The organism is Hydrogenophaga pseudoflava (assembly GCF_031020795.1).
In the GTDB taxonomy this organism is placed as follows: Bacteria; Pseudomonadota; Gammaproteobacteria; order Burkholderiales; family Burkholderiaceae_C; genus Hydrogenophaga; species Hydrogenophaga pseudoflava_A.
Map to the genome: position 1 here is coordinate 430,865 of NZ_JAVHJP010000002.1, position 23,732 is coordinate 454,596.

Annotated in this window: 23 protein-coding genes and 1 tRNA gene; 20 read left to right on the forward strand and 4 right to left on the reverse strand. The window is 63.8% G+C overall.

Annotated elements, in window-relative coordinates:
* The first annotated feature begins 92 nt into the window (after positions 1 to 92).
* From RCO38_RS07760 to RCO38_RS07815, 12 genes are all read left to right on the forward strand, one after another.
* On the forward strand, positions 93 to 788 hold the full coding sequence (locus RCO38_RS07760) for a response regulator transcription factor (RefSeq protein WP_308327723.1): 696 nt from the start codon (positions 93 to 95) through the stop codon (positions 786 to 788).
* Positions 785 to 2,728 carry a sensor histidine kinase gene (locus RCO38_RS07765; RefSeq protein ID WP_308327724.1) on the forward strand — a complete coding sequence of 648 codons (1,944 nt, stop codon included), beginning with the start codon at positions 785 to 787 and terminating at the stop codon, positions 2,726 to 2,728. Before RCO38_RS07760 ends, RCO38_RS07765 begins: the two co-directional genes overlap by 4 nt.
* 169 nt (positions 2,729 to 2,897) lie before the next feature.
* Positions 2,898 to 3,434, forward strand: a complete 537-nt coding sequence (iscR, locus tag RCO38_RS07770; protein ID WP_066259878.1) for a Fe-S cluster assembly transcriptional regulator IscR — start codon at positions 2,898 to 2,900, stop codon at positions 3,432 to 3,434.
* A gap of 102 nt (positions 3,435 to 3,536) precedes the next feature.
* The gene (locus RCO38_RS07775) at positions 3,537 to 4,754 is read left to right on the forward strand and encodes an IscS subfamily cysteine desulfurase (RefSeq protein WP_308327725.1); all 1,218 of its coding nucleotides are present in this window, start codon (positions 3,537 to 3,539) and stop codon (positions 4,752 to 4,754) included.
* Between the two features lie 21 nt (positions 4,755 to 4,775).
* Positions 4,776 to 5,162: a Fe-S cluster assembly scaffold IscU gene (gene iscU / locus RCO38_RS07780; protein WP_066151401.1), complete on the forward strand. Its 387-nt coding sequence runs from the start codon at positions 4,776 to 4,778 to the stop codon at positions 5,160 to 5,162.
* Positions 5,163 to 5,170: 8 nt separating this feature from the next.
* Complete coding sequence (iscA, locus tag RCO38_RS07785; RefSeq protein ID WP_066151399.1) at positions 5,171 to 5,494, forward strand: iron-sulfur cluster assembly protein IscA; 324 nt, start codon at positions 5,171 to 5,173, stop codon at positions 5,492 to 5,494.
* Between the two features lie 8 nt (positions 5,495 to 5,502).
* Positions 5,503 to 6,021, forward strand: a complete 519-nt coding sequence (gene hscB / locus RCO38_RS07790) for a Fe-S protein assembly co-chaperone HscB (protein WP_308327726.1) — start codon at positions 5,503 to 5,505, stop codon at positions 6,019 to 6,021.
* A gap of 41 nt (positions 6,022 to 6,062) precedes the next feature.
* On the forward strand, positions 6,063 to 7,934 hold the full coding sequence (gene hscA / locus RCO38_RS07795) for a Fe-S protein assembly chaperone HscA (RefSeq protein WP_308327727.1): 1,872 nt from the start codon (positions 6,063 to 6,065) through the stop codon (positions 7,932 to 7,934).
* A gap of 5 nt (positions 7,935 to 7,939) precedes the next feature.
* Positions 7,940 to 8,278 carry an ISC system 2Fe-2S type ferredoxin gene (fdx, locus tag RCO38_RS07800; RefSeq protein ID WP_308327729.1) on the forward strand — a complete coding sequence of 113 codons (339 nt, stop codon included), beginning with the start codon at positions 7,940 to 7,942 and terminating at the stop codon, positions 8,276 to 8,278.
* On the forward strand, positions 8,278 to 8,994 hold the full coding sequence (gene dnaQ, locus RCO38_RS07805) for a DNA polymerase III subunit epsilon (protein ID WP_308327730.1): 717 nt from the start codon (positions 8,278 to 8,280) through the stop codon (positions 8,992 to 8,994). The genes fdx and dnaQ overlap by 1 nt, the downstream gene beginning before the upstream one ends.
* A gap of 91 nt (positions 8,995 to 9,085) precedes the next feature.
* Positions 9,086 to 9,160, forward strand: a tRNA-Val gene (locus RCO38_RS07810).
* Positions 9,161 to 9,220: 60 nt separating this feature from the next.
* A complete protein-coding gene (locus RCO38_RS07815) occupies positions 9,221 to 10,333 on the forward strand; it encodes an NAD(P)/FAD-dependent oxidoreductase (protein WP_308327731.1) in 1,113 nt (370 codons plus the stop codon).
* On the opposite strand, the gene RCO38_RS07820 is transcribed toward RCO38_RS07815, so the two are convergent.
* Positions 10,334 to 11,413 carry a quinone-dependent dihydroorotate dehydrogenase gene (locus RCO38_RS07820; RefSeq protein ID WP_308327732.1) on the reverse strand — a complete coding sequence of 360 codons (1,080 nt, stop codon included), beginning with the start codon at positions 11,411 to 11,413 and terminating at the stop codon, positions 10,334 to 10,336.
* A gap of 40 nt (positions 11,414 to 11,453) precedes the next feature.
* On the opposite strand from RCO38_RS07820, the gene rpiA reads away from it, so the two are divergent.
* Positions 11,454 to 12,125, forward strand: coding sequence for a ribose-5-phosphate isomerase RpiA (rpiA, locus tag RCO38_RS07825; RefSeq protein WP_308327733.1), 672 nt, complete (start codon positions 11,454 to 11,456; stop codon positions 12,123 to 12,125).
* A gap of 39 nt (positions 12,126 to 12,164) precedes the next feature.
* Here the strand turns inward: rpiA and RCO38_RS07830 are convergent, their stop codons facing one another.
* The 3 genes from RCO38_RS07830 to RCO38_RS07840 form a co-directional block, all read right to left on the reverse strand.
* Positions 12,165 to 12,836 carry a glutaredoxin family protein gene (locus RCO38_RS07830; protein ID WP_308327734.1) on the reverse strand — a complete coding sequence of 224 codons (672 nt, stop codon included), beginning with the start codon at positions 12,834 to 12,836 and terminating at the stop codon, positions 12,165 to 12,167.
* A gap of 35 nt (positions 12,837 to 12,871) precedes the next feature.
* Positions 12,872 to 14,953, reverse strand: coding sequence for a M3 family metallopeptidase (locus RCO38_RS07835; protein ID WP_308327735.1), 2,082 nt, complete (start codon positions 14,951 to 14,953; stop codon positions 12,872 to 12,874).
* A 67-nt stretch (positions 14,954 to 15,020) separates the two neighbouring features.
* Positions 15,021 to 15,491 (reverse strand): YhbY family RNA-binding protein, encoded by a 471-nt coding sequence (locus RCO38_RS07840; RefSeq protein WP_308327736.1) that lies wholly within the window; start codon positions 15,489 to 15,491, stop codon positions 15,021 to 15,023.
* A 54-nt stretch (positions 15,492 to 15,545) separates the two neighbouring features.
* Between RCO38_RS07840 and RCO38_RS07845 the strand changes: the two genes are divergently transcribed.
* The 7 genes from RCO38_RS07845 to RCO38_RS07875 all read left to right on the forward strand — a co-directional run bounded on the left by RCO38_RS07845 (position 15,546) and on the right by RCO38_RS07875 (position 23,604).
* Positions 15,546 to 16,211, forward strand: coding sequence for an RlmE family RNA methyltransferase (locus tag RCO38_RS07845; RefSeq protein ID WP_308327737.1), 666 nt, complete (start codon positions 15,546 to 15,548; stop codon positions 16,209 to 16,211).
* Between the two features lie 122 nt (positions 16,212 to 16,333).
* The gene (ftsH, locus tag RCO38_RS07850; RefSeq protein WP_308327738.1) at positions 16,334 to 18,250 is read left to right on the forward strand and encodes an ATP-dependent zinc metalloprotease FtsH; all 1,917 of its coding nucleotides are present in this window, start codon (positions 16,334 to 16,336) and stop codon (positions 18,248 to 18,250) included.
* A 68-nt stretch (positions 18,251 to 18,318) separates the two neighbouring features.
* Positions 18,319 to 19,209 (forward strand): dihydropteroate synthase, encoded by an 891-nt coding sequence (gene folP / locus RCO38_RS07855; protein WP_308327739.1) that lies wholly within the window; start codon positions 18,319 to 18,321, stop codon positions 19,207 to 19,209.
* A 110-nt stretch (positions 19,210 to 19,319) separates the two neighbouring features.
* Positions 19,320 to 20,300 carry a lytic transglycosylase domain-containing protein gene (locus RCO38_RS07860; protein ID WP_308327740.1) on the forward strand — a complete coding sequence of 327 codons (981 nt, stop codon included), beginning with the start codon at positions 19,320 to 19,322 and terminating at the stop codon, positions 20,298 to 20,300.
* A gap of 11 nt (positions 20,301 to 20,311) precedes the next feature.
* Positions 20,312 to 20,704 carry a TrbC/VirB2 family protein gene (locus RCO38_RS07865; protein ID WP_308327741.1) on the forward strand — a complete coding sequence of 131 codons (393 nt, stop codon included), beginning with the start codon at positions 20,312 to 20,314 and terminating at the stop codon, positions 20,702 to 20,704.
* Between the two features lie 35 nt (positions 20,705 to 20,739).
* Positions 20,740 to 21,057 (forward strand): VirB3 family type IV secretion system protein, encoded by a 318-nt coding sequence (locus RCO38_RS07870; RefSeq protein ID WP_308327742.1) that lies wholly within the window; start codon positions 20,740 to 20,742, stop codon positions 21,055 to 21,057.
* A 51-nt stretch (positions 21,058 to 21,108) separates the two neighbouring features.
* The gene (locus RCO38_RS07875) at positions 21,109 to 23,604 is read left to right on the forward strand and encodes a VirB4 family type IV secretion/conjugal transfer ATPase (protein WP_308327743.1); all 2,496 of its coding nucleotides are present in this window, start codon (positions 21,109 to 21,111) and stop codon (positions 23,602 to 23,604) included.
* Positions 23,605 to 23,732: the final 128 nt, after the last annotated feature.

Here is a 23,732-nt window from a genome sequence, read left to right on the forward strand (position 1 = left end):
GGCGTGCCGCACAATACCGGCCGAGGCGCCGCGCTGGGGTCGGCATCCAGGTGCCAGGTCGCGGTGCCCGCAACAAGTCTTTTCGTTCACGCATGAACACCGCACCGCGAGCGTTGCAGCAGTCCGCACAGACGGACGATGACACGCGCATCTACCTGATCGAAGACGATCCCGCCATCCTTCCGTTTGTGCGGCAGGCCTTCCAGTCCCGGCCGCAGTGGCAACTGGTCGGCGTGTCGGTCAGCCGTCACCACGCGCTGGAGCACGCGCTGCACGCCAACGCCAATGTGTTTCTGGTCGACCTCGGTCTGCCCGACGGGCGGGGCGAGGATCTGCTGCACTGGCTGGCCGTCGAACACCCCGACGCCGAGTTGCTGGTGTTCACCGTGTTCGGAGACGAGTCCCGCCTCGTGGCGGCGTTGCAGGCCGGTGCGACAGGCTATGTGCTCAAGGGCTGTGCGCCCGAGGAGCTGATCACCGCCATTGAGCAGATCCGGGCCGGCGGCGCACCGATTTCCCCCTTGCTGGCGCGGATGCTGCTGCGGCAGTTCCGCTGGGTGCAGGATGCACCGGCTGCTGCCCAGGAGCTCCAAGAGGTGCTGCTGTCGGACCGGGAGACCGAGGTGCTCCGGCTGGTGGCTCAGGGCTATGTCAACAAGGAGATTGCCCAGCGGCTGTGCATATCGCCCGCCACGGTGGGCTCCCACATCAAGAACCTCTACCGCAAGCTGGCGGTTCACAGCCGGGTCCAGGTGGTCCGCGCCGCCCAGGAGCGGGGGTTGCTGTGAGCCGGGCAGGCGCCCTGACGCGGCGGCTGCTGGCAACGCCGGCCTACTGGTGGGCGGGCATGCTGCTGGCGGTGGGCATCGCTGGTCTGGTCTGGGTCTCGCGCACCAGTGCAGTCGAGGGCGCCCAGGTGGTCCGGCAGGCCCAAGTGGAGCGCCTGCAGGCGGGCGTCCTGCAGGTGTCCGAGGTGGTGCTTCCGCATGTCTGGGACGACCAGACGCCTCGCTGGGACGGCGAAGCGCGGTACAGGTTGCCTTGGCCCGCCGGCCTGTCCTACAGCGATGGCGACCAGGCCCCGCTGGCCATGCTGCTCCCGCGGGTCGGAGCGCGGTACCGGGTGTGGCTCAACGGCCAGGAGGTGGCCGACCGGTTCTGGTCGTACGACGGTTTCGTGGACACCTCGCTGGTGCCCCAGATCGTGCAGCTGCCGCGCGCCTGGCTGGCGGCCGAGCCGGCGGACAACCGGATCGAGATCGAGGTGCGTGGTCAGCCGTTGCGCAAGAGCGGCCTGTCGCAGGTGCAGATCGGCCTGGCCGATGCGCTGGTCCAGCGCCACGCCGACCTGATGTGGTGGCAGGTCTACGTGACCTGGATGGTGGCCGCCGTGTCGCTGATGCTGGGTCTGATGGCCCTGCTCCTGTGGCTGAACACCCGCGAACGGCTTTTCGGCCTGCTGGCCGCGGCGACCTTCGCCTGGGCGGTGCGGCTGGGGCTGACGCCGCTGGAAACGCCGCCGATGTCCTTCGAGCTCTGGTACTACCTGCAGAAGCTCTCGTTCACGGCCTACTGCGGATTCCTGTATCTCTTCATGTGGGACCTGTTCGACTACCGGCAGGGCCTGATCCGCAACTTTGTGCACGGGCTGTTGTGGCTCGGTCCCTTCTGGCTGGCGGTCACCGTGTACTTCAGCAGCTACGCCATGTACCAGCTCTGGATGGCGGTCATCACGCTGACGTCGGCGGTGGCGCTCGTCAAGCTGTTCCACCGGGCGCGCTGGGGGCTGGATGCCAACCAGCGGCTCACCATCGTGTTTGGTGCCGCCACCATGGCCACCGGAGTGCGGGACTTCGCGGTGGTGAACATGGGGCTGCCCGGCGATGCCGACATCCGCTGGATGACCGTGGGGTCGCTGATGCTGATGTACGCCCTGGGCTGGGTGCTGGTGCGCAGGGTGTCGGCGGCCATGGAGCAGGTCCGGCTGCTCAACGCGGAGCTCTCGCGCAAGGTGGGCGAGCGCGAAGGTGAGCTGCAGCGGCTGTTCGAGCGTCTGCGTCTGGTGGAGAGCCAGCGCGTGCTGGAGGCCGAGCGCCGCCGCCTCACGCGCGACATGCACGATGGCCTGGGCAGCCAGCTGGTCCAGGCGCTCAACGTGGTCCGCGGCAGTGGACCCCATGTCGACACCTCGGCGATGGCCGCCATGCTTCACCATGCGCTGGAAGACCTGCGCATGACCCTGGACTCCCTGGAACCCATGGACGGGGACCTGCCGACCATCCTGGGCACCTTGCGGCAGCGCATTGCGCCGGCGATGCAGGCGGCGGGCGTGGAACTGGTGTGGCAGGTGGAGGAGGTGCCTCCGATTCCGGGCCTGGAGGCCCGGGGCGTGCTGCATGTGTTCCGCTGCCTGCAGGAGGTGTTTGCAAACGTGCTCAAGCACGCGCGGGCGCGGCGGGTCACTGTGAGCACCCGTGATCTGGGTGAGCAGGTCGAGCTTTGCGTGTCCGACGATGGTGTGGGGCTGGGGCGGCTCGACGACGGTTCGACCGGCGGCGGAGGGCGGGGAATGGGCAACATCCGTCTCAGAGCGGCCGAACTCGGTGTGGAGGTGCTGTTCGAGGACGCGCAGCCCGGTACAAGAGTGAGGTTCCTCTTCCCGGTGCCGCGGGCCGACGCACAGCCGGCCCGACCAGAGGCTGGACAGTCCGGAGTGGTCCAAGCCTGAGCGAAACACTGGGCTATTGGTGTATACTCGATAAAAACAGTCGGATACCGAGTTGACGTTGCAGCCACCCTGTGTGGCTCGGGTGGGTGGAGAAGCGGTTGAACGTGTGCCCAGAAGGCAGACGGTGCAACCATCAACGGCAGCCAAACCTCACGAACAGGAGCACCCCATGCGCCTCACGACCAAAGGCCGCTTCGCGGTCACCGCCATGATTGACTTGGCTCTGCGCCAGAACAACGGTCCCGTCACGCTGGCTGCCATCAGCCAGCGCCAGCAGATTTCGCTGTCCTATCTCGAGCAGCTGTTCGGCAAACTGCGCCGTCACGAACTGGTGGAGTCGACCCGGGGTCCCGGCGGCGGCTACACCCTGGGCCGCAAGGCCGCGGAAATCACGGTCGCGGACATCATCGTCTCGGTGGACGAGCCGATCGACGCCACCCAGTGCGGGGGCAAGGAAAACTGCCTCGGCGAAGGCAACCGCTGCATGACCCACGAGTTGTGGGCCCAGCTGAACGCCAAAATGGTGGACTTCCTCGACTCGGTTTCGCTGCAGTCGCTGGTGGACGAACAGATCGCCAAGGGCGTGGTGGTGGAGAACGCACCCATGATTAAGCGGGCAATCTCCAGCGCCCCGGTGGTCAAGCCGATCCGCGTCAATGCGCCGAACTCGGTGTTCGCGCTCGGAGGCGCGGCCCTCTCCAAATGAGCGGGGCCGGTGCCCGCACCGGTCCCGAGCCAGATCTGTCCGCCCATTCAGGGCAGGCTTTCATCCGGTCCCACGATTCCAAATAACTCAAGAACTGTCGCCATGAGCACGCCGCATTTCCCGATCTACATGGACTACAGCGCCACCAATCCCTGCGACCCGCGGGTGGTGGACGCGATGATCCCCTGGTTGCGCGAACACTTCGGCAATCCGGCCTCGCGCAGCCACGCCTGGGGCTGGGAGGCCGAGAAGGCCGTCGAAACCGCCCGCGAGCAAGTGGCGGCCCTGATCCACGCCGATCCGCGCGAAATCGTCTGGACCTCGGGGGCCACCGAGTCCAACAACCTTGCCCTCAAGGGGGCCGCGCACTTCTACAAGACCAAGGGCAAACACCTCATCACGGTCAAGACCGAGCACAAGGCCGTGCTGGACACCTGCCGCGAACTGGAGCGCCAGGGCTTCGAGGTCACCTACCTCGACGTGCAGGCCGACGGGCTGGTCAACCTGGATGCGTTCAAGGCCGCGATCCGCCCCGACACCATCCTGGCTTCGGTCATGTTTGTGAACAACGAGATTGGCGTGATCCAGGACATCGCGGCGATCGGTGCGATCTGCCGAGAGAAAGGCGTGATCTTCCATGTGGACGCGGCGCAGGCCACCGGCCGGGTGGACATCGACCTCACGAGCCTGCCGGTCGACCTGATGAGCCTGACCAGCCACAAGACCTACGGTCCCAAGGGCATCGGTGCGCTGTACGTGCGCCGCAAGCCGCGCATCCGCATCGAGGCGCAGATGCACGGCGGTGGCCACGAGCGTGGCATGCGCTCGGGCACACTGCCCACCCACCAGTGCGTGGGCATGGGCGAGGCCTATCGCATTGCGAAGGCAGAGATGCACGAAGAAAACAAGCGGATTCGCGCGCTGCACGACCGCATGGTGGCGGGTCTGAAGGACATCGAAGAGGTGTTCATCAACGGCCACGAGACGCAGCGCGTGCCGCACAACCTGAACATGAGCTTCAACTACGTCGAGGGCGAGTCGCTGATCATGGGCATCAAGGGCCTGGCGGTGTCGTCGGGCTCGGCCTGCACTTCGGCCAGTCTGGAGCCCAGCTACGTGCTGCGCGCCCTGGGCCGCAGCGATGAACTGGCCCACAGCAGTCTGCGCATGACCATCGGCCGCTGGACCACCGAAGAAGAAATCGACTACGCGATCGCCACCATCAAGGACAACGTCGCCAAGCTGCGCGAGTTGTCTCCCTTGTGGGAAATGTTCAAGGACGGCGTTGATCTGTCCACCATTCAGTGGGCCGCCCACTGAACGTCTGAAGGAGAAAACATCATGGCCTATTCTGAAAAAGTCGTTGACCACTACGAAAACCCCCGCAACGTCGGCTCGTTCGACAAGGGCGACGAGTCCGTCGGCACCGGCATGGTCGGTGCTCCCGCCTGTGGCGACGTAATGAAGCTGCAGATCAAGGTCAATCCGCAGACCGGAGTGATCGAGGACGCGCGTTTCAAAACCTACGGCTGCGGTTCGGCCATTGCCTCCAGCTCGCTGGTGACCGAATGGGTCAAGGGCAAGACGCTGGACGAGGCGGCCGCGCTGAAAAACAGCGAAATCGCCGAAGAGCTGGCGCTGCCGCCGGTGAAGATCCACTGCTCCATCTTGGCCGAAGACGCGATCAAGGCCGCGGTGGACGACTACCGCAAGAAGCACGCGAACTGAGCTCTGCCATGTCCGTCACGATTTCTGAAGCCGCGGCCCGCCACGTCACGCGTTACCTTGCCAAACGGGGCAAGGGCGTGGGCGTGCGCCTGGGTGTCAAGACCACCGGTTGCTCGGGCCTGGCCTACAAGCTGGAATACGCCGACGAGATCGCGCCCGAGGATGTGGTGTTCGAAGAGAACGGTGTGAAGGTGCTGGTGGACCCCAAGAGCATGCCCTACATCGATGGCACGCAGCTGGACTTCGTGCGCGAAGGCCTGAACGAGGGCTTCAAGTTCCACAATCCGAACGAGCGTGACCGCTGCGGCTGTGGAGAGAGTTTCCGGGTCTAATTCCGGGAATGAACCTCCAATCCAACGACTTCGAACTTTTCGAACTGCCACCGGCGTACGCCCTTGACCGCGCCGTACTGGACGAACGCTGGAAGGCCCTGCAGCGCGAGGTGCACCCGGATCGCCATGCGGCGGCCGATGCCCAGACACAGCGGCAGGCCATGCAGTGGTCGGTCCGCATCAACGAGGCCTACCAGCGCCTGAAGGATCCTCTGCAGCGGGCGGCCTATCTGTGCGAATTGCATGGTGCTTCCGTCCAGGCCGAGAACAACACCGCCATGCCGCCGGCCTTCCTGATGCAGCAGATGGAATGGCGGGAGGCGCTCGAAGAGGCGTCTTCGGCCTCCGTGGTGGAAGACTTGGCCGACGAGGTGGCCGCTGCCCGCAAGCGCCTGCTGGGGGAGCTGCAGCAGACCGCTGATGTGCAGCAGGACTGGGCCGCGTTGGCCGGGCAGGTCAGAGCCCTCATGTTCGTTGAGCGTTTTGCGCGCGACGTCGAGAGCCGTCTCGAACAGCTGGGACAATAGCGGGTTGCGCTGGTCTCTCACCCGTTTTCCCTCTTCCGTCCATGGCACTCCTGCAGATATCCGAACCCGGTCAGTCCCTTGACCCACACCAGCGGCGCGTGGCGGTCGGCATCGACCTGGGCACCACCCATTCCCTGGTGGCCGCGGTGCGCCATGGGGTGGCCGAATGCCTGCCGGCGCTCGACGGGCGGGCCATCCTGCCCAGTGTGGTGCGCTACCTCGATCCCCAGCTCGGGGGGGCCGGTCGCCAGATCGGTTTCGACGCGCTGGCCGCGCAGGTCGGTGACCCGGCCAACACGATCAGTTCGGTCAAGCGCCTGATGGGGCGTCGGCGCGATCAGGTGGTCGACGTGGACAAGCTCTCTTACACCGTTGTCGACGACAACGGCATGGCCGTGGTGGAGACCGTCGCCGGGCGCAAGACCCCGATGGAGGTGAGCGCCGAAATCCTGGCCACGCTGCGCTTCCGGGCCGAAGACAGCTTTGACGACGAGCTGTTCGGCGCCGTGATCACCGTGCCCGCGTACTTCGACGACGCCCAGCGCCAGGCCACCAAGGACGCTGCGCAACTGGCCGGCATCAATGTGCTGCGCCTGATCAACGAGCCGACCGCCGCGGCCATTGCCTATGGGCTGGACAACGGCAGCGAGGGCGTCTACGCCATCTACGACCTCGGTGGCGGCACCTTTGACATCTCGATCCTGCGCCTGACGCGTGGTGTGTTCGAGGTCATGGCCACCGGCGGCGACTCGGCTCTCGGCGGCGACGATTACGACCAGGCACTGGCCGCCTGGGTGCTGCAGCAGGCGGGCCTGGGGCCGGTGGCGGATGCGGCCGAGCGCGCGGCCTTGCACCGCGAGGCGCGGCGCGTGAAGGAACAGCTGACCGCGCACGACGAGGTGGTGTTCCGCGCCGAGGTGGACGGTCGGGCCATTGAACAGTCGGTGCGCCGCGAAGAATTCGAGAGCTGCACCGCCGAGCTGACCGCTCGCACCATGAGCGCTGTGCGCAAAGTGCTGCGCGATGCCAGTGTGACGCGGGACGATGTGCAAGGCGTGGTGATGGTCGGCGGCTCGACCCGCATGCCGGTGATCCGCCGCAGCGTGGGTGGCTTTTTCGGCCGTGAGCCGCTGACCAACCTCAACCCGGACGAAGTGGTGGCCCTGGGTGCGGCCATCCAGGCCAACGCCCTGGCTGGGAACAGCCAGGACGGTGACCTGCTGCTGCTGGACGTGATTCCGCTGTCGCTGGGCATCGAGACCATGGGCGGGCTGGTCGAACGGATCGTGCCGCGCAACAGCACCATCCCCACGGCCCGTGCGCAGGACTTCACCACCTACCAGGACGGTCAGACCGCGCTGGCGCTGCACGTGGTGCAGGGCGAACGCGATCTCGTGGCCGACTGCCGCAGTCTGGCTCGCTTCACGCTGCGTGGCATTCCGCCCATGGCGGCCGGTGCGGCGCGTATCCGCGTCACGTTCACCGTCGACGCCGATGGCCTGCTGTCGGTCACCGCAAAGGAGCAGGGCAGCGGTGTCGAAGCCAGGATCGACGTCAAGCCGGCCTACGGCCTGTCCGACGAACAGATCGCGGCCATGCTGCAGGACAGCTTCAGCACCGCGCAGCAGGACATGGCGGCGCGGGCGCTGGTCGAAGCCCGTGTTGACGCGGACCGCATGATCGCGGCCACCCGCAGCGCGCTGGCTGCCGACGGTGACCTGCTGGACGCGGCGGAACGCGAGGCCATCAACGCCCTGATCCACACGCTGGCTTCGGTGGCGGCCGATGGCAGCGCCGCCGACATCGAAGCCGCCACCCAGGCCCTTGCCAAGGGCACCGAACCCTTTGCGGCCCAGCGCATGAACCGCGGCATCCAGCAAGCGCTCGCGGGCCGCAAAGTCGAAGAAGTCTGAACCCCATGCCCACGATCAAGATCCTCCCGCATCCCGAGTACTGCCCCCAGGGCGCCAGCATCAGCGCGCCCGCCGGCACGTCGATCTGCGAGGCGCTGCTGGACAACGACATCAAGATCGAGCACGCCTGCGATATGAGCTGCGCCTGCACCACGTGCCATGTGGTGGTGCGCGAAGGCTTCAACAGCCTGGGTGAGCTTGATGAGGCGGAAGAGGATCTGCTCGACCGCGCCTGGGGCCTGGAGCCCAACTCTCGCCTGTCGTGTCAGGCGATCCTGGCGCAGCAGGATGTGACCATCGAGATCCCCAAATACTCGATCAACCACGCCAAAGAGAACCACTGATGAGACAGATTGTTCTCGACACCGAAACCACCGGCCTGTCGGCCGAAAACGGTGACCGCATCATCGAGATCGGCTGCGTCGAACTGCTCAACCGCAAGCTCACCGGCAACAACCTGCACCACTACATCAACCCCGAGCGCGACAGCCATGAGGACGCGCTCAAGGTCCACGGCATCAGCAACGAGTTCCTGCGCGACAAGCCCAAGTTTGCGCAGCTGGCCGACGAGATCCTCGACTACCTCTCTGGCGCTGAGCTGATCATCCACAACGCGCCGTTCGACATCTCGTTCCTCAACAAGGAGCTGGAGCGTCTGGGCCGCAAGCCTCTCAAGGCCTACGTCGGTGGCGTGATCGACACCCTGGTGATGGCCAAGGAGATGTTCCCGGGCAAGCGAAATGGCCTGGACGCGCTGTGCGACCGCCTGGGGGTGGACAACTCCAGCCGCACGCTGCACGGCGCCTTGCTGGACGCAGAACTGCTGGCCGATGTCTACATCAACATGACCCGGGGTCAAGACGCCCTGATCGTGGAAGAGGGCACTCCGGCCGAGGTGAGCGTGGGCGAAGAGCTGGTCCAGGTCGACCTGAGCCGCCTGGAACTGCCGGTGCTGACAGCCAACGAGCAGGAAGCTGCGGCACACGACGCCGTGCTGGCGGACATCGACAAGGCCTGCAAAGGCAAAACCCTGTGGCGTCAACTCGCTCCTGCAGCTTGATTTTCGGTGCTCGGCGAAAAACTTAAAATATCAGGCTATAATGCGAGGCTTCCGAACAATCGGATCTGGCGACAAGTCAGACAAGGTTTTCGGGCGGTTAGCTCAGCGGTAGAGCACTGCCTTCACACGGCAGGGGTCGCAGGTTCGAACCCTGCACCGCCCACCAGTCAAAGCCCCAAGCCAACGCTTGGGGCTTTTTCTTTTTGGGCTGCCGAGGGAGACGGGCATGGACCAGGTGGACGTGTTGGTGATCGGTGCCGGTGTGGTCGGGCTGGCGGTGGCCCGGGCGTTGGCGCTGTCTGGGCGGGAGGTCCTGGTGATTGAGCGCGAGGCCGGTATTGGCATGGGCACGAGCTCGCGCAACAGCGAAGTCATCCACGCTGGGATCTACTACCCGGCCGGTTCCCTCAAGGCGCAGCTGTGCGTGCGCGGGCGCGAGCTGCTCTATGCCTACTGTTCGGCGCGTGGCATTGCCCATCGCCGGTGCGGCAAGCTGATCGTGGCGCACACGCCATCACAGGTCGCCGGTCTGCCGGGCATCCTGGCCAAGGCACATGCCAACGGCGTGGACGATCTGGTGCGGCTTACTGCCGCCGAAGCCCAGTCTCTGGAAGAACGCCTGCATTGCGCGGCGGCCCTGCTGTCGCCTTCCACGGGGATCGTCGACAGCCACGGCCTGATGCTCGCCCTTCAGGGGGATCTGGAAAACGCCGGCGGCATGGTGGTCTGCCACACCGCTGTCGAGGAAGTCGTTTCGACCAGTGGGCGTTTTGTTGTCCGGACCGCCGATGGCACCGAACTGTCCGCGGCAACGGTGGTGAATGCCGCCGGGCTCGACGCTTGTGCCCTGGCGCGACGCACGATCGGGCTGGATCTTATGCACGTGCCCCGGGCGTGGTACGCCAAAGGCAACTACTTCACGTTGGCGGCCGGGCGGTCGCCGTTCGATCGGCTGGTTTACCCGGCGCCTGAGCCGGCGCAGCACCTGGCCGGGCTCGGCGTTCACCTCACCATCGACCTGGGCGGGCAGGCGAAGTTCGGTCCCGACGTGCAGTGGACCGAGGATCCTCAGGACCTGGAGGTGGACCCTGCGCGAGGAGATGCCTTTTATGCCGAGGTGCGCAAGTACTGGCCAGAACTCCCGGATGGCGCCCTGTTGCCGGGTTATGCAGGCATGCGCCCCAAGATCAACGGGCCCGACGAACCTGCGGCCGATTTTCGCGTCGACGGACCGACGGTCCACGGGGTGCCTGGGCTGGTCAACCTTTTCGGCATCGAATCGCCGGGGTTGACCAGTTGTCTGGCCATTGCGGAGCGTGTGGAGCGCCTGTTGCGCTGATCAGTGGGCGGCCTTGAGGGCCTGGGCGGCCTCGCGTACCAGGGAAGAACCCTTGTAGATCAGGCCGGTGTAGATCTGCACCAAGTCCGCCCCTGCGCGCACCTTGCTCACGGCATCGTCGCCGCTGAGCACACCGCCCACGCCGATGATGGGGAACCCCTTCCCCAGCGACCCGCGCAGCTGCCGAATGACCCGGTTGCTGGCAGCCAGAACCGGCGCTCCCGAGAGGCCTCCGGCCTCCTCGGCATGGGCCAGACCGGCCACTGCATCGCGGCTGAGCGTGGTGTTGGTGGCGATCACCCCCAGGCGCTGGTTGGGCTGGCCCGTGGAGTCGCAGCCGTAGCGCTGAAGGGTCGCTGCGATCACGCCGATCTGCGCGTCGTCCAGGTCCGGGGCGATCTTCAGGAACACCGGAGACTGTTTGCCATGGCGTTGCGCCAGGCGCTCGCGCCGCTCCATCACCGCGCCCAGCAGCGCGTCCAGGGCTTCGTCGCTCTGCAAGCTGCGCAGGTTCTTGGTGTTCGGGCTGGAGATGTTGACCGTCACGTAGTCGGCGTGCGGGTAGACGCCATCGAGGCAAGTCAGGTAGTCGCTGGTGGCCTGCTCGATGGGCGTGGCGGCATTTTTTCCGATGTTCAGGCCCAGCAGCATGGGGGCAGGGCCGCCCTTGCTTCGAAACCGCGCCTTCTGAACGTTGGCCAGAAAGGCGTCCAGGCCGTCGTTGTTGAAGCCGAGCCGGTTGATCAGCGCATGGCGCTCGGGAATGCGGAACATGCGCGGCCTGGGATTCCCCGGCTGGCCTTTGGGCGTGACAGTGCCAACTTCCACAAAACCGAAGCCCATGGCCGCCAGGCCGTCGATGCAGCGTGCGTTCTTGTCCAGCCCGGCGGCCAGACCGACCCGGTTCGGGAACCTCAGCCCGGCTACCGTCACGGGGTCGTCGATGCGCGACTCGCTCCACAGGCAGCTCAGCGGCGAGTGCTGGAAACGCGCGATGTTGTCGAGCGTCAACTCGTGCGCAGTTTCAGGGTCCAGACCGAAGAGAAGCGGGCGGGTGAGCGCGTAGGGCAGAAGTGACATCGGATAATCAACAAATTCGCGTAAACCCTGATTCTCTCAAATGACCCAAGACGAACTCAAAGCCCTGGTCGGCCAGGCAGCCCTTCAGTACGTGACGCCGGGCGAAGTGGTGGGGGTCGGTACCGGCTCCACGGTCAACAAATTCATCGATGCCCTGGCATCCATCAAGGACCGCATTCCCGGTGCAGTGTCCAGTTCGGAGGCCTCCACTGCGCGGCTCAAGGCGCTCGGCATTCCTGTGCTGGAGGCGTCGGCGGTGGAGGGGCTGTCGGTGTACATCGACGGGGCCGACGAAATCGATGCGAAGGGCTACATGGTGAAGGGCGGGGGGGCCGCACTGACCCGCGAGAAGATCGTGGCCGCGATGTCCGGCCGTTTCGTCTGCATCGCCGACGAGTCCAAGATGGTGCCGGTGCTTGGAGCATTTCCGCTGCCGGTCGAAGTGATTCCGATGGCGGCAGCCCGTCTGGCGCGCCAGTTCGGGGCCATGGGCGGTTCCGCGAAACTCCGCATCAAGGATGGCCATCCGCTGGTGACCGACAACGGTCAGCACATCCTGGACGTCACGGGCCTGAAGATCGGTGACCCGCTGGCCTTCGAGTGCGAAGTCAACCAGTGGCCCGGTGTCGTGACCGTCGGGGTGTTTGCCCATCAGAAAGCCAGCGTGTGCCTGCTGGGCACCCCGGGTGGGGTGCGCACGCTCACGTTCTGATCCGTCGGCAAGGGGGGGCGGCCGCCCCCGGTGGCTCGCTCAGAAGCGGATGCCGCTGGGATTGGTGGCTGGCGGCGTCACAGGGACTTCCGGCGGTGCTTCCGGGGCCGGTTGGCCGGCGGGCGTTCTGGTGGCCGGAGTGGCCGGTGGGGGCGCCGTCTTGGCTTCCACCAACGGGGAGGCGGCTTCGCGGCGGTAACCGGGCGGCAGCACCGACTTCTTCGGATATCCCGCCGCGTCCAGGTACTGACCCCATTCCGTCGCCGAGTAGCCTTTGAGTTGCTGCCCGCCAATGGTCAGCAGCGGAAGGCTGCTCGCGCCGCTCAGGCGCTTGAAGGCAGCGAAGTCGTCGCTGCTGTTGACGGTTTTTTCGGAAAAAGGAATGCCTCGGGCGCTGAGAAAGCTGCGGCCACTGTCGCACGGCGCGCAGTCGTTGCCCGAATACAGGGTCACAGGGTAGCGACCGGCCGCTTGCCGCACCTCGGTGGGCAGGGCAGGGCCGGACGATCCGGTCCCGCCCGCTCCAGCCACCGGGCGGGCGCTGGAGGCTGCCGGTGGCGGCTGGTCGGAATAGGTGACCTTGCCATCGGGACCCACGATCCGGTAGACGCCTTGCGCCGACGCCAGCGGCGTGACCAGAGCTCCCAGGAGCGTGACGGCAGCCACGAGGCTGGGGGCAGCGGAGGCGAGGTGGCGGCAGTGGGGGCGCATGTCTTGTGTCCTCGAAAGAAATCGATGGTGGTGGTTCAGGCCATGCCCTGGTGGCGCAGCAGCGCATCCAGACCTGGCTCGCGGCCACGGAAGGCCTTGAACGACTCCATGGCCGGGCGGCTTCCTCCCGCCTCCAGAATGGCTTCACGGTAGCGCCGGCCAGTCGCCACGTCCAGCGGGCCGTGACCGCTGGCGCGGGCGGCCTCCTCGAAGGCGGCGTAGGCGTCGGCCGAGAGCACCTCCGCCCACTTGTAGCTGTAGTAGCCGGCGGAATAGCCGCCCGCGAAGATGTGGCTGAAGGTGTGGGGGGTGCGGCTGTAGGCCGGCGGTTGCAGCACGGCCACTTCATCTCGCACCTGCGCCAGCAGCGCCAGTATGCCCTCGCCATTGGACACCGGGCTTGGCTGGCTGTGCAGCAGCATGTCAAACAGGGAGAACTCGACCTGGCGCAGCGTCTGCAGGCCGCTCTGGAAGTTCTTGGCCGCCAGCATCTTGTCGAAGAGTTCGCGCGGAAGGGGCGCGCCCGTGTCCACGTGCGACGTCATGTGCTTGAGCACGTCCCACTCCCAGCAGAAGTTCTCCATGAACTGGCTGGGAAGCTCAACCGCGTCCCATTCGACACCGCTGATACCGGAGACGTCACGTTCGTTGACCCGGGTCAGCATGTGGTGCAGGCCGTGGCCGAACTCATGGAACAGCGTGATCACGTCGTCGTGCGTGAGCAGCGGGGGCTGCCGGACGCCGTTGACTTCGATGCCCTCGGCGAAGTTGCAGACCAGATGCGCCACCGGCGTCTGCACGCTGCCATCATCAGGCCGCAACCAGCGGGCCCGCACATCGTCCATCCAGGCGCCGCCACGTTTGCCATTGCGGGCCGCGGGGTCCAGGTAGAACTTGCCGACCAGTTCGGCGCCAGCGGGTGTGGAACGCTCGATGCGGTAGAACTCCACCAGCGGATGCCATACCGGGGCCTGGTCCCGACAGATGCTCACTTCGAACAGGGTCTCGACGATCTGGAACAGACCCGCAAGCACCTTCGGTGCCGTGAAATAGGGCTTGATCTCCTGGTCGCTGAAGGCGTAACGGGCTTCCTTGAGCTTTTCGCCGATGTAGGGCCAGTCCCAGGGCTGAGGATCAGTGAAGCCCAATTCGCGAGCAGCGAACTCGCGCAGATCCTTGACGTCCTGTTCCGCGAAGGGCCGGGCCTTGCGGGCCAGATCCCGCAGGAAACCGATCACCTGTTCGGGCGACTCGGCCATTTTCGGCACGAGGGAGACATCAGCAAAGTGGCGATGCCCCAGCAGCTGGGCCTCCTCGTGCCTCAGTGCAAGCAACTCCGCCATGATGGCTGTGTTGTCAAAGCGGGCGGCATCGCCTTCGGCCTGCTCGCTGGCCCGGGTCACGTACGCACGGTAGAGCTTTTCTCGCAACAAACTGCTGTGAGCAAACTGCATGACCGGCAGGTAACACGGCATCTTGAGGGTGAGTTTGTGACCGGCCTGGCCGTCGGCCTGAGCTGCCGCGAGGGTGGCCTGCTGGACATCCGCCGGCACACCGTCGAGGTCCGCCGATGGCACATACAGGCTGAACGAATCGGTGGCGTCCAAGGCGTTTTCGCTGAACTTCTGGGCGAGTTCCGCCTGACGTTCCTGCAGCCAGGCAAACCGTTGCTTGGCCACTCCTTGCAGCTCGGCGCCACCCAGCACGAATCCCCGCATGGCATTGCGGTGGGCCTGTGCCTGTTCCGGGTTCAGCCTAGTGACGTCCATGGCCTTGTACTTGGCGTAGAGACGCTCGTCCGCACCCAGCCGGGTCCAGAACTCGGTCACCCGGGGCAGCGCTTCGTTGTACGCGGCCCGCAGCTCGGGCGTGTCGGCCACGCCGTTGAGGTGCCCGACAGCGCCCCAGGCGCGCGACAGGCGCTCGGTGGAGACATCGAGCCGGGCCGACAAGGCACCCCACTCCGCCGGGAACGCAGGTCCCGTGACCTCATCCAGCGCTGCGCCGGCATCCTTCAGCAGGTGGTCGATGGCGGGGGCCACATGGGCCGGTTCAATGGCATCGAACCTGGGCAGTCCCGAGAAATCGAGCAAGGGATTGTCGGCAGTTTTGTTCATGCGACTCAGTAGGGGCTCGTGAGGGAAAGTTCAATGCCCCGGGGTTGCAGAACCCCGGCACACGGGTTCAGCGGGCGCTTTTCTTGATGCTTTTCTTGAGCACCTTGGCGCGTTTGACCTGTCCGCCGGGGGTCAGCCGCTGGTTACCCAGCACCCGAACCACCTTGACTTCGGGCTTCTGGCCGCCGCGCTTGCTGAACTTGAGCACCTTCACATCGCGTGGACCGGGCATTCGATCCTCGTCTGCCACCTTTTGCTTCTCTGGGACCGGGCGCCAGAGCACCAGCAGCTTGCCGATGTGCTGGATGGGAGCAGCGTCCAGCTCATCGGTCAGCGTCTGCAACATGGCCTCGCGGGATGAGCGGTCGTCGCTGAACACACGGATCTTGATCAGGCCGTGCGCCTTGAGCGCGGCATCGACTTCCTTTTTGACGGCGGCCGTCAGGCCGTCGCCGCCGACGAGAACGACGGGGTCTAGGTGGTGCGCCTCGGCGCGGTGCACCTTGCGCTGTGCGGGCGTGAGTTGGATCTGGGGCATGGGACAATTATCGTTTACACAGCGGCGGCTCACAGCCCCGGTATCGCCATGGGCATGAAAGTCAGGACTCAGAGCAAGAAGGTCAACAAGGCGTGGCTGAACGAACACGTCAACGATCCCTATGTGCGTCTGGCCCAGAAAGAGGGCTACCGGGCGCGGGCGGCCTACAAGCTCAAGGAAATCGACGAAACGCTGGGATTGATCCGTCCTGGCGACGTGGTGGTTGACCTGGGCTCGGCACCCGGTGCGTGGAGCCAGTACGTGCGGCGCCGCCTGAGTCCGGGCGGTGCGGCCGTCGGCGAACTGCACGGGCAGATCATCGCGCTGGACCTGTTGCCCATGGAGCCGATCGAAGGTGTGCATTTCATTCAGGGCGACTTCCGGGAGAACGAGGTGTTGGCCGCGCTTGAGCGGGCACTCACCGAGCGAGGAGTGAAGGCCGTGGATGTCGTGGTGTCCGACATGGCTCCCAACCTTTCGGGCATCGGATCGGCCGACGCCGCGCGGATCGAGGATCTGGTGGGCTTGGCGGTGGACTTTGCCAGTCAGCACCTCAAGCCAGAAGGGGCGCTGGTGGCCAAACTGTTCCACGGCGGGGCTTACGACCCCCTGGTGGCCCTGTTCCGAAAGACCTTCAAGGTCGTCAAACCCTTCAAGCCCAAGGCGTCGAGGGACAAATCCTCCGAAACCTTTTTGGTGGGCATGGGTCTCAAAAGCTGAAGCTGATCAATAAATACTAACCATTTCATTGGCGTAGCCTACTCAAATGTCAAGTCCCTGAGGGCTTGAAACACCTAAAATGGGCTCAACATGCCTGTATCCGTTCTAGTCAGGAGCCGACCTTGAACAACCAGTGGTTCTCGAAGATTGCCGTGTGGATGGTGATCGCCATGGTGCTTTTCACCGTCTTCAAGCAATTCGACGGCCGCGCGACGGCCGGAGCCGGTTATGTCGGCTACTCCGAGTTTCTCGACCAGGTGAAGGCGCAGCAGATCAAGCAAGCCACGATCCAGGAAGGTCAGGGCGGCACCGAAATCGTCGCGGTCACCCATGACGACCGCCGCATCCGCACCACCGCCACCTACCTCGATCGTGGTCTGGTGGGCGACCTGATCAACAACAACGTCAAGTTCGACGTGCGTCCGCGCGAGGAGGGCTCGTTGCTGATGACGCTGCTGGTCAGCTGGGGCCCCATGCTGCTGTTGATCGGCGTGTGGATCTACTTCATGCGCCAGATGCAGGGCGGCGGAAAGGGTGGTGCCTTCAGCTTCGGCAAGAGCAAGGCCCGCATGCTCGACGAGAACAACAACACCGTGACTTTCGCGGACGTGGCCGGTTGCGACGAGGCCAAGGAAGAAGTCAAAGAGGTGGTGGACTTTCTCAAGGACCCCCAAAAGTTCCAGAAGCTCGGTGGTCGCATCCCTCGCGGACTGTTGCTTGTGGGGCCTCCAGGGACCGGCAAGACTTTGCTGGCCAAGGGCATCGCCGGTGAAGCCAAGGTACCGTTCTTCAGTATCTCGGGTTCCGACTTCGTGGAAATGTTTGTTGGCGTGGGCGCGGCCCGCGTGCGCGACATGTTCGAGAACGCGAAGAAGAACGCGCCTTGCATCATCTTCATCGACGAGATTGACGCCGTCGGCCGTCAGCGTGGTGCAGGTCTCGGTGGTGGCAACGACGAACGTGAGCAGACCCTCAACCAAATGCTGGTCGAGATGGACGGCTTCGAGACCAACCTCGGCGTGATCGTGGTGGCTGCGACCAACCGCCCGGACATTCTGGACGCCGCGCTGCTGCGTCCGGGCCGTTTCGACCGCCAGGTCTATGTGACCCTGCCTGACATCCGCGGCCGCGAGCAGATCCTGAATGTGCACATGCGCAAGGTGCCCTTGGGAACCGACGTGAACGCCAGCGTGATCGCCCGTGGTACGCCCGGCATGAGCGGTGCCGACCTGGCCAACCTCTGCAACGAAGCCGCCCTGATGGCCGCGCGCCGCAATGCGCGCGTGGTCGAGATGCAGGACTTCGAGAAGGCCAAGGACAAGATCTTCATGGGCCCCGAGCGCAAGAGCATGGTGATGCCCGAGGAAGAGCGCAAGAACACGGCCTATCACGAGGCCGGCCACGCCTTGATCGGCAAGCTGCTGCCCAAGTGCGACCCGGTGCACAAGGTCACCATCATCCCGCGTGGCCGGGCGCTGGGCGTGACCATGAGCCTGCCGGCGCAGGACCGCTACAGCTACGACAAGGACTACATGCTCAACCAGATCAGCATGCTGTTCGGTGGCCGCATTGCCGAAGAAGTGTTCATGAACCAGATGACCACCGGTGCTTCCAACGACTTCGAGCGAGCGACCTCGATTGCCCGCGACATGGTGATGCGCTACGGCATGACCGACGCCCTGGGGCCGATGGTTTACGCCGAGAACGAAGGGGAGGTGTTCCTGGGCCGCTCGGTGACGAAGACCACCAACATGAGTGAGCAGACTATGCAGAAGGTCGATGCGGAGGTGCGTCGTATCATCGATCAGCAGTACAAGCTGGCGCGGGATCTGATCGAAGAACACAGCGACAAGATGCACGCCATGGCAACGGCCCTGTTGGAGTGGGAAACCATTGATGCCGACCAGATCGACGACATCATGGCTGGCAAGCCACCACGCCCACCCAAGGACTGGACGCCGCGCACGCCGTCTGCCGGAGGTGGTGGCAGCGGCGGAACGCCTGCCGTGACCACGGACGCGGCGCCGTCAGCCGCCTGAATCACGTTTTCTGCCAGTTTGTTATTTCAGCGGGGCCTCTAGGGCCCCGTTTTCATTCGTTTTGACCCATGCACTGGACCACCTCCCGCTTCGTCATCGACCTGAACACGCCCAAGGTCATGGCCATCATCAATGTGACCCCAGACTCGTTTTCAGACGGCGGGCAGCACGACAGCACATCCTCGGCGCTGAGGCACTGCGAAGAGGTGCTCAGGGAGGGGGCACACATTCTGGACATTGGGGGCGAGTCGACCCGGCCTGGGAGTCCCGCCGTGCCTCTGGAAGTTGAGCTCGAGCGGGTCCTTCCTGTGGTGCGCGAAGCGGTGAAGCTGGGAGTGCCTGTGTCCGTGGACACCTACAAGCCTGAGGTCATGCAAGCGGTGCTTGATCTGGGGGTGGACATCGTGAACGACATCTGGGCTCTGCGCCGCACCGGCGCGATGGATGTAGTGGCGGCCCATCCCCGCTGCGGGGTCTGTCTGATGCACATGCACCGCGATCCTCAGACGATGCAAGTGGCGCCCATGGAAGGAAGCGTGGTGATTCCGGTGAGGCAGTTCCTTGGGGATCGCGCCAGCCTGCTGGAGGCAAAGGGTGTGCAACCAGAGCGGATTGTGCTGGACCCGGGAGTGGGCTTCGGCAAATCGGTGGAACAGAACTTCGAACTCCTGGCGAACCAGTCCGCTTTAGGGCAACTGCCATACCCATGGCTTGTTGGTTGGTCACGGAAGTCGTCCCTGGGTGCCGTGACCGGACGAGCGACGCCCGTTGAGCGCGCGTCTGGCAGCGTGGTGGCGGCCGTGCTGGCGGTGGAGCGCGGGGCTTCGGTGGTTCGTGTTCACGATGTCAGAGAGACGGTTGATGGTCTCGCTGTGTGGAGCGCGTTGCTGCAGCTCACGGACAAGAGTGGAACTGGCAACAAAGTGTTTATCCCCCGCTTTGGAGGTGAAACCAACTAGTACGCAAGTTACAATGCCGGCCTGCCAAAAATATATTCAGGAGGAAGTGGCAGCAGGCTCGGCCCAAACGCGATACAGCGTGGACGAGTCCGCCGGCCCCCGCAGCCGTCATGCTGGATTGTCCGGATCTCGCGGTACCCAGGGAGGTGATGCAACACGTCGTGCACGTGGAGTCATCGCGCAATCCGTTTGCCATCGGAGTGGTGGGCGGTTACTTGGCGCGCCAGCCCAAGAATCTTGAAGAAGCGCTGGCCACTGTGCGCCAACTCAAGGAAGAGGGCTACAACTTTTCCGTCGGCATCTCCCAGGTCAATCGCTACAACCTGGCGAAGTACGGCCTCAAGACCTACGAACAAGCGTTCGAGGTTTGTCCCAATCTTCAAGCAGGCTCCCGCATTCTTCGGGAGTGTTACGACCGTGCCCAGGACTGGGGCAAGGCGTTCAGTTGTTATTACTCGGGTAACTTCGCAACGGGTTTTCGGCATGGATATGTGCAGAAGGTGTTTGCGTCCATGCGCAGAGCAGGCGCCGAATCTGCGCCCTCCGGTCCGATACGCATCATTCCCAATGGAACCGGGCCCCGCAAAGCCTTGCTCCAAGACAGCGCGCCAGTAACGAAGCAAGAGAATGCCGAAGCTCGCGATGCTTCAGGCTTGAATACCTCGGAGAACCGGCAGGCGCTTCCTGTTCCTGGGCCGGGAGCCGAGGTGCCTGTGGCGTTGGGTGACCGCGTCGGACGTAACAAGCCTGACATCGGACCAATACCCACCCAACTGGTGGGAGTCAATGGCGATCCTTACCAGACCAGGCAGTTGCGGGCGCCGCAGCCGGCGCAAACCGTGGTCCCGAGCGCGTTACCACTTCCTAACCCCTTTGCTTCTTTGGAAATCCCGCGCGATACAGGTCGCCGAGCTGAGTCGTCGGGGATCGGAGTGTCTCGCGTCTCTTCCCCTCGAAAGGGAGGCCCGATCGTTCATGGCGAAGGGGCGGGATCGGTCGCGAGGCCGGCAGCGTCTTCATCCCAGTCCCCTCCCATTGGAGGCGTTGGAAAAGCTTCGGGCGAGTCGGCTGATCAATCATTTGTTTTTTAAAAGGAGGATGTATGAAGGTTTTTTCAGAATTCAAAATGAAGTCGGGTTTCGAGCACCAGCTGATGATCGCCATATTGCTAGGAGTGGCCCTGATGACAATAAGTCCGGATGCGTCAGCACAGACCTTTGCGGATGCGTGCAACAAGGTGACCGGTTTTTTTGCGCGATTCGAGACGATTCTTCGTGTGGCCTCCATCTCCATTGTGACGATTGCTGTAGTTTTTGCGGGTTATCAAATTGCATTTGCTCATAAGAGGTTGTCAGATGTGGCGCCGGTTCTGATCGGCGGTTTGTTGATTGGGGGGGCTGCGACGATTGCAGGGTGGTTTGTCGGGGATTTGCAGGAAGGTCGCGTAGGTGGCGACAACTATGTTGCTGACTGCAGCGCTGGAGATGAAGGCTAGGATGGCATTGGCCGATTCCTGAGCTGAATGCCGCGATGCACAAGGATGTTCTATTTCGGGGCTGCACCCGTCCCCCCATGATTCTGGGAGTCCCCTATGTGCCGTTCCTGGTGGGCGCAGGGGTGCCCCTGTTATTGGCGATGTACATCTCCCTGTATATCTTGCTTTTGATTCCGTTGGCAATACTTGTCATGCGAATGATGGCCAAGCGAGATGAGATGATATTTCGCTTGGTTGGCTTGCATTTGGTGTTCCGGTTTTTACCTCGCAATGCGGGTCAATACGGAGGGTCTTGGGCGTTCGGGCCGGCTGGCAAGGTGGGGCGCCGGAAGCTGATGGCTCCTTACGAGTGAATCTGGTTGTCGCCATTTCTGGTCGTTCCGGGTAACAAACTGCTTTCGCACATGTCGCTCTTTTCTCCCGACGCTGACTACAGCAACTTCATTCCCTTCAGCACCCACGTGGATACCCACGTGGTGAAGTCGCGCGAGGGTGACTACATGGTCACCTGGCTGCTCAGCGGCTTTCCGTTCGTTGGGCGTGAGGACTGGGAGCTGGAACACCGGCACAAGGCGTTCAACAACCTGCTGCAAAGCCTGCGCGCGCCGGATTTCGAGAACGTGGCGTTCTGGGCACACGACATTCGCCGCCGTCGTCCGATCAAGGCCGAAGCCCGGTTCCCCCACCGTTTCAGCCAGGAACTGCACGACAAATACATCGAGCGGCTTTCCAGCAAGCGACTGATGCAGAACGAGCTCTACCTGACCATGGTGTACCGGCCCGTGGTCAGCGGAAAGAAGTTCGCGGCGATCTCGCGCGACATTGAGGTGCTGCGCAAGGAAGAGAAGGCCTACCTCGAGAAGATCTACGAACTCGTGGGCAACGTCGAGGCGCTGCTGCAGGACTATTCCCCGTACCGCCTCGGACTGTACGAGAGCACGCACAAGCAGGTATTTTCAGAGAACCTCGAGTTCTTCGGCTATCTGATCAACCATGTGGACGAGCCCGCCCCGGTCTTGCCGGCGCCCATCTACAACTACCTGCCGACGAGCAAGCACCTGTTCTCCACCGGAAGCGGTGACTTCGCCATTCGAACCGCGAATGGCGACAACCATTTCGGCGCCATCCTCAACATCAAGGAATACGCCGACAGTTCCTGGCCGGGCATCCTCAACGGCCTGAAGTACCTCGAATTCGAGTACATCGTCACGCACTCCTTCACGCCCATGAGCCGGTACGACTCGATGAAGGCCTTGGAGCGAACGAAGGGGGCCATGCTCTCCTCCGAAGACAAAGCGGTGAGCCAGATCGTGGAGCTGGACTTTGCGATGGACCAGCTGGCCTCCGGCAATTTCGTGCTGGGCCAGTACCACTTCAACATGGCCATCTTCGCGAGTAGCCAGGATGAGCTGTACAGCAATGTCGCCCAAGCGCGCGCCCAGCTGTCGGGCGCCAGCTTTGTGACAGTGAAGGAGGACGTGGCCGTGCCAGCGGCTTTCTATGCGCAGCTGCCCTGCAACTGGCGCTTCCGCCCGCGCATTGCCAACCTGAGTTCGCTGAACTTCCTGGGGTTGAGCCCGCTGCACAACTTCGCCACCGGCAAGCCCAACTTCAATCCTTGGGGCCCGTCGGTCAGCATCCTTCAGACGCTGAACAATCAGGCCTACCACTTCAACTTTCACGCCACCAAGCCGCACGAGTACTCGCTGGGTGAGAAGGCCATTGCCAACACGATGGTGATCGGCAAGTCCGGCACCGGCAAGACGGCGCTCATCAACTTCCTGCTGGCGCAGGTGCAGAAGATCGAGCCGGAGCCGACGATCTTCTTCTTCGACAAAGACCGGGGCGCCGAGATCTTCATCCGCGCCTGTGGCGGTCGTTACTTCACGCTGGAGAAAGGGCGGCCTACCGGCTTCAACCCTTTGCAGTGCGGCAACACCCCGGAGAACGAACAGTTCCTCGTGGAGTTGTTGCAGACACTGTGTGGCAAGGAGAAGTACGCCGCAACCGAGCAGGAAGACCTGATCCGTGCAGTGCGCGCCATCCTGGACACGCCGGTGCATCTGCGCACCATGACCAACCTGCAGAAGAGCCTGCCGAACATGGGCGAGAACAGCCTCTTCGAGTGCATCTCGGTCTGGTGCAAGGGTGGGCCGTTCGCCTGGGTGTTTGACAACCCCAAGGACAACATCGACTTTTCGGGCTCCAACATCATCGGCTTCGACTACACCGAAGTCATCGAGGACGCCAAAACCCGTGAACCGATCATTCAGTACCTGCTGCACCGGATGGAGAGTCTCATCGACGGGCGCCCGTTCATCTATGTGATGGACGAGTTCTGGAAGGTGCTGGAAGGGAAAGGCGGCCTCAAGGACTTTGCCAAGAACAAGCAGAAGACCATCCGCAAGCAGAACGGCCTGGGCATCTTCGCGACGCAGAGTCCGCAGGATGCGCTCAACAGCGACATCTCGGCCGCGCTGATCGAGCAGACCGCTACGCTGATTCTCCTGCCCAACCCCAACGCCGACCCGAAGGACTACCTCGAAGGGCTCAAGCTCACACGGGCCGAGTTCGAACTGGTGGTGGGGCTGGACGAGCGCAGTCGCTGCTTCCTCGTCAAGCAGGGCCACAACGCGGTGCTGTGCCAGCTCAACCTCAATGGTATGGACGACGAGCTTGCCGTGCTCTCGGGCTCTTCAGACAACGTGGAGATCCTGACCGCGTTGCTGGCGGAGCACCCCACGCCGCACCTGCCCGACACCTGGCTGCCCGAGTTCCACCTGCGGCGCAAAGGGCTGCGCACCCAGCGCAAGGCGCTCATGGCCAACAGCAACGAGTTTCTCAGGCATGCGCCAACGGCCGATTTGGAGGAAAGCAGCGAAGAGTCGTTGCTGAGGTAGCCGGATACACAAGGGAGCAGATACAAAAATGAAGCAAATCAGAACACCGACAGCCACCGCCATGCACTTGCTGACAGCACTTGCATTGGCAGGCGCCCCGCTGGCCGCTTCGGCGACCGCTGGCCAGT

Excerpts from the sequence above, each read along its gene's own strand:
- RCO38_RS07760 (WP_308327723.1), top strand. The coding sequence starts at position 93 with ATGAACACCGCACCGCGAGCGTTGCAGCAGTCCGCACAGACGGACGAT.
- iscR (WP_066259878.1), top strand. The coding sequence starts at position 2,898 with ATGCGCCTCACGACCAAAGGCCGCTTCGCGGTCACCGCCATGATTGAC.
- RCO38_RS07775 (WP_308327725.1), top strand. The coding sequence starts at position 3,537 with ATGAGCACGCCGCATTTCCCGATCTACATGGACTACAGCGCCACCAAT.
- iscU (WP_066151401.1), top strand. The coding sequence starts at position 4,776 with ATGGCCTATTCTGAAAAAGTCGTTGACCACTACGAAAACCCCCGCAAC.
- iscA (WP_066151399.1), top strand. The coding sequence starts at position 5,171 with ATGTCCGTCACGATTTCTGAAGCCGCGGCCCGCCACGTCACGCGTTAC.
- hscB (WP_308327726.1), top strand. The coding sequence starts at position 5,503 with ATGAACCTCCAATCCAACGACTTCGAACTTTTCGAACTGCCACCGGCG.
- hscA (WP_308327727.1), top strand. The coding sequence starts at position 6,063 with ATGGCACTCCTGCAGATATCCGAACCCGGTCAGTCCCTTGACCCACAC.
- fdx (WP_308327729.1), top strand. The coding sequence starts at position 7,940 with ATGCCCACGATCAAGATCCTCCCGCATCCCGAGTACTGCCCCCAGGGC.
- dnaQ (WP_308327730.1), top strand. The coding sequence starts at position 8,278 with ATGAGACAGATTGTTCTCGACACCGAAACCACCGGCCTGTCGGCCGAA.
- RCO38_RS07815 (WP_308327731.1), top strand. The coding sequence starts at position 9,221 with ATGGACCAGGTGGACGTGTTGGTGATCGGTGCCGGTGTGGTCGGGCTG.
- RCO38_RS07820 (WP_308327732.1), bottom strand. The coding sequence starts at position 11,413 with ATGTCACTTCTGCCCTACGCGCTCACCCGCCCGCTTCTCTTCGGTCTG.
- rpiA (WP_308327733.1), top strand. The coding sequence starts at position 11,454 with ATGACCCAAGACGAACTCAAAGCCCTGGTCGGCCAGGCAGCCCTTCAG.
- RCO38_RS07830 (WP_308327734.1), bottom strand. The coding sequence starts at position 12,836 with ATGCGCCCCCACTGCCGCCACCTCGCCTCCGCTGCCCCCAGCCTCGTG.
- RCO38_RS07835 (WP_308327735.1), bottom strand. The coding sequence starts at position 14,953 with ATGAACAAAACTGCCGACAATCCCTTGCTCGATTTCTCGGGACTGCCC.
- RCO38_RS07840 (WP_308327736.1), bottom strand. The coding sequence starts at position 15,491 with ATGCCCCAGATCCAACTCACGCCCGCACAGCGCAAGGTGCACCGCGCC.
- RCO38_RS07845 (WP_308327737.1), top strand. The coding sequence starts at position 15,546 with ATGAAAGTCAGGACTCAGAGCAAGAAGGTCAACAAGGCGTGGCTGAAC.
- folP (WP_308327739.1), top strand. The coding sequence starts at position 18,319 with ATGCACTGGACCACCTCCCGCTTCGTCATCGACCTGAACACGCCCAAG.
- RCO38_RS07860 (WP_308327740.1), top strand. The coding sequence starts at position 19,320 with ATGCTGGATTGTCCGGATCTCGCGGTACCCAGGGAGGTGATGCAACAC.
- RCO38_RS07865 (WP_308327741.1), top strand. The coding sequence starts at position 20,312 with ATGAAGGTTTTTTCAGAATTCAAAATGAAGTCGGGTTTCGAGCACCAG.
- RCO38_RS07870 (WP_308327742.1), top strand. The coding sequence starts at position 20,740 with ATGCACAAGGATGTTCTATTTCGGGGCTGCACCCGTCCCCCCATGATT.
- RCO38_RS07875 (WP_308327743.1), top strand. The coding sequence starts at position 21,109 with ATGTCGCTCTTTTCTCCCGACGCTGACTACAGCAACTTCATTCCCTTC.